This window comes from Frankia sp. CcWB2 (assembly GCF_977927585.1).
Map to the genome: position 1 here is coordinate 5,189 of NZ_CDWRCM010000100.1, position 3,595 is coordinate 8,783.

At 68.0% G+C, this 3,595-nt stretch carries 4 protein-coding genes; 1 reads left to right on the top strand and 3 read right to left on the bottom strand.

Going from position 1 to position 3,595, the window contains the following annotated elements:
* Nucleotides 1-911: preprotein translocase subunit SecA (locus ACY45C_RS12175; protein WP_462187729.1), on the bottom strand; the 911-nt coding region annotated here is incomplete at its 3' end.
* Between the two features lie 252 nt (nucleotides 912-1,163).
* On the opposite strand from ACY45C_RS12175, the gene ACY45C_RS12180 reads away from it, so the two are divergent.
* Nucleotides 1,164-1,769, top strand: a complete 606-nt coding sequence (locus tag ACY45C_RS12180; protein ID WP_462187731.1) for a GNAT family N-acetyltransferase — start codon at nucleotides 1,164-1,166, stop codon at nucleotides 1,767-1,769.
* 16 nt (nucleotides 1,770-1,785) lie between these two features.
* Here ACY45C_RS12180 and ACY45C_RS12185 read toward each other — a convergent pair whose 3' ends face one another.
* Nucleotides 1,786-2,499, bottom strand: coding sequence for a response regulator (locus ACY45C_RS12185; protein WP_011435218.1), 714 nt, complete (start codon nucleotides 2,497-2,499; stop codon nucleotides 1,786-1,788).
* A gap of 128 nt (nucleotides 2,500-2,627) precedes the next feature.
* Nucleotides 2,628-3,461: a ribosome hibernation-promoting factor, HPF/YfiA family gene (hpf, locus tag ACY45C_RS12190; protein ID WP_462187733.1), complete on the bottom strand. Its 834-nt coding sequence runs from the start codon at nucleotides 3,459-3,461 to the stop codon at nucleotides 2,628-2,630.
* Nucleotides 3,462-3,595: the final 134 nt, after the last annotated feature.

Genomic DNA, 3,595 nt, shown 5'->3' on the forward strand with positions numbered 1-3,595 from the left:
TTGTCCCGCTTGTAGAGCTCCTTGGCCTTCAGTGAATTGTTCAGGTAGCCCACGAGCGGAGTGTTCACCGATTCGTAGAGGTTCTCGATGCCGAGCTGGTCCTCGACCTTCTCGACCCCGGACTCGGTGATGGCCACCGTCCGCTTGCCCTCTTCGACCTCGTAGTCGACATCGCGTTCGAGCAGCGGGGCGATCCGGGCAAACTCCGTGTACCACCTGGTCGGATGATCCGCTGGACCGCTGATGATCAACGGCGTGCGGGCCTCATCGATGAGGATGGAGTCCACCTCGTCGACGACCGCGAAGTTGTGGCCACGCTGGACGAGTTCCTCCGAGCTCCAGGCCATGTTGTCACGGAGGTAGTCGAACCCGAACTCGTTGTTGGTGCCGTAGGTGATATCGCAGGCGTACTGGGCCCGGCGGACCGGCGGCGGCATCTGCGGATGGATCACCCCGACGGTGAGGCCGAGGAAACGATGGACCCGGCCCATGTTCTCGGCGTCGCGCTGGGCGAGGTAGTCGTTGACGGTGATGACGTGCACACCCTTACCGGCCAACGCGTTGAGGTAGGTCGGCAGGGTCGAGACCAGCGTCTTGCCCTCACCGGTCTTCATCTCGGCGATGTTGCCAAGATGAAGGGCCGCGCCCCCCATGACCTGCACATCGAAATGCCGCTGGCCCAGCGTGCGCCGCGCTGCCTCGCGCACGGCGGCAAAGGCCTCGGGCAGCAGGTCGTCGAGGGTCTCCCCCCCGTCCGCGAGCCGCTGGCGGAACTCGTCGGTCATGCCTCGCAGTTCACCGTCGGACAGGCCGGTGAAGTCATCCTCGATCAGGTTCACCTGCTCGGCGATCGCCTTGAGCTTGCGCAAGATCCGGCCCTCGCCGGCACGCAAGATCTTGTCTAGTACCACGGGCGAAACTCCTCCGGCAGGCGCGTCGGCGAGGTCACCGACCCCACGATGCTAGCCCTTCGATAGCCGCCTACAACATCCATCCGCGCGCGGTTCCTCCGGCTGGGACCGGTGAGGAGCAGGCGACGGGAAGGGGTGCCGGCGAGGGGCCAGGGGTCGCGCGGACGGGAACGACCAGAACGGGATGACAGCACGGCGTGCATCGTCCGCCCATGCCACGCCGCACTGTCCAACGACCGGGAGCGCGGATGGGTGCCCGGGACCGGCGGCAACGGTGGCGGCCGGTGCAAGGTTGGAGCATGGCACCTCTCGAACCGGCGGAGATCACGGCGGGCCGCCTGCATCTGCGCCCCCTGGCACCCCCGGGACGCCGACGCCGTACACCAGGCCTGCCAGGACCCGGAGATAAGCCGGTGGACAAGAGTCCCGACGCCGTATCTGTACCAACACGCGGTGGACTTCGTCTCACGCCAGTCGCCGCAGAGCTGGGCCAGCGGGACCGGGGCACTGTTCGCGGTGGTGGATGCCACGACCGAGCAGCTCCTTGCCTCGGTCGGACTGGCGGATCTCTCCGGCGACGGCGATGCGAAGATTGGTTACTGGTGCGCGGCGCCGACGCGCGGGCGGGGAGTGACCTCCCAGGCCGTTGCCGCGCTGACCCGCTGGGGTTTCAGAGCTCTGGGGCTGGCCCGGATCGAGTGGCGGGCCGCGGTGGGCAACCTCGCGTCTCGCCGCGTGGCCGAGAAGGCCGGTTTCACCGTGGAGGGCACCCTGCGCCGGGCCCTGCTGCTGGGCGACGGTAACCGGCGGGACTGCTGGGTGGGATCGCTCCTACCGGACGATCCCGCGCCGCGGTGACGCCCCCGACCGGGCCTCAGGTGATCTCGAGCAGCTTCTCCCGGACCGCGTACACGACCGCCTCCATCCTGGAGTGCAGCTGGAGCTTCTCCAGGATGTTCCGGATGTGGTTCTTGACGGTGTTCTCACTGATGTAGAGCTGCTTGGCGATGTCACGGTTGTTCATGCCCTTGGCGACGAGCCGCAGCACCTCCATCTCCCGATCGGTCAGCCGGGGGGTGGGGAGCTGCGGGCGGTCATCCTTGTTCTTGATCATGGCTGCGAACTCGCTGAGCAGCTTCGACGCCATGGACGGGCTGATGAGGCTCTGTCCCCCGTACACAGCGCGGATGTCCGCGGCGACCTCGTCGATAGAGATCTCCTTCAGCAGGTAGCCCATGGCCCCCGCCTTAATCGCGTCGTAGAGGTCGGCCTCCTCATCGCTGATGGTCAGCATGACGATCTTGGCGCTCGGGACAGCCTCCTTGATGGCGCTCGTGGCGTCGATCCCGCCACGGCGCGGCATCCGCACATCCATGAGCACAATGTCCGGCGCCATCTCCTTAGCCATGGTCACCGCCTCGGCACCATCCGCGGCCTCCCCGACGACCTCGATGTCGACCTCCTGCCCCAGCACCATCTCCAGCCCACGCCGGAACAGCGCATGGTCGTCAACGATCAGCACCCGGATGGGGTTCGCCTCCGATGGCGTCGGCAGCATCTCCTCAGAGCGCTGCTCCTCCACCGTCATCTGACCTCCCTGGACCACTGCCCGCAGCGCACCGCCCTGCGTGCCTCCACGCGGGGCGGTGCGCCGTGTACTCCGACACCCGAGGCAAATAGTCCCACGTCGGCCGGCGGACGCGGCCTTCAGATCGTCTAAACGGCGGCGGCCGAGCTCACGAAGGCGCCCCGGGTTGGCGACGGCCGCTCGTCCCGCTGATCGGCGCCCGCCGGCCCCGACCTGCCGGCCGCCGCCGAACCGGACAACCGGATGACACCGTAATCGTAACCGACCCGCCGGTAGACGACGCTGGGGAGGCCGAGGTCGACGTCGAGGAAGAGATAGAAATCATGCCCCACCAGTTCCATGTTGGACAGGGCCTCCTCCAGCGACATCGGCTCCGCCTCATGGGTCTTCTCCCGGACGATCAGCGGAGCCTGCTCACTCTGCTCGCCCGCACCGATCCTGGCGGTGGATTCGTCGGCCGGAGCGGCGACGACCGGCCTGGACCCGCCGCTGCCACTCCTTCCGGCGGCACCGGCATCCTCGGCACCGGCATCCTCGGCACCGGCATCCTCGGCACCGGCCGGTAGGGCAGCCGCCGGCTTCATGCCCTCCAACGGCATGAGACTGCCGAGCGGGACCGAGGTGATCCCGGCCGGCTTGGCGCCAGCGTGGTTGGCGTGGTGGCGGACCCGCCGGTCGGCGGCCCGGCGCAGCCGCTCGGCCAGTTTGCCGGCGGCCAGGTCGAGGGCAGCGTAGCAGTCGGCCGCGGCGGCCTCGGCCCGGATCACCGGACCCCGTGAGTACACGGTCAGCTCGACTCGGTCGCAGACGTCGGACAGCCGGGGATTGCGTTCCTTCGACAGCTCGACATCCACCCGGATGATGTTGGAGTTCAGCCGTTCCAACTTGGCGAGCTTGGCCTGGACATGATTGCGGAACCGTTCCGGAACCGCGGTGTGCCTGCCCTTGACCACGATGTCCACGCGATCCACCTCCTGTTCGCCTGTCCGGCGCCCACGGCCCTCGCCAAGGCTGCCGACCGTGCGCCGGTGTCTCGGAGCTTCCGGAAGGAACCATCTCCGCGGGGCCGAGACGATCCCCCCGGGCGCCCTATCTA

Excerpts from the sequence above, each read along its gene's own strand:
- ACY45C_RS12185 (WP_011435218.1), bottom strand. The coding sequence starts at position 2,499 with ATGACGGTGGAGGAGCAGCGCTCTGAGGAGATGCTGCCGACGCCATCG.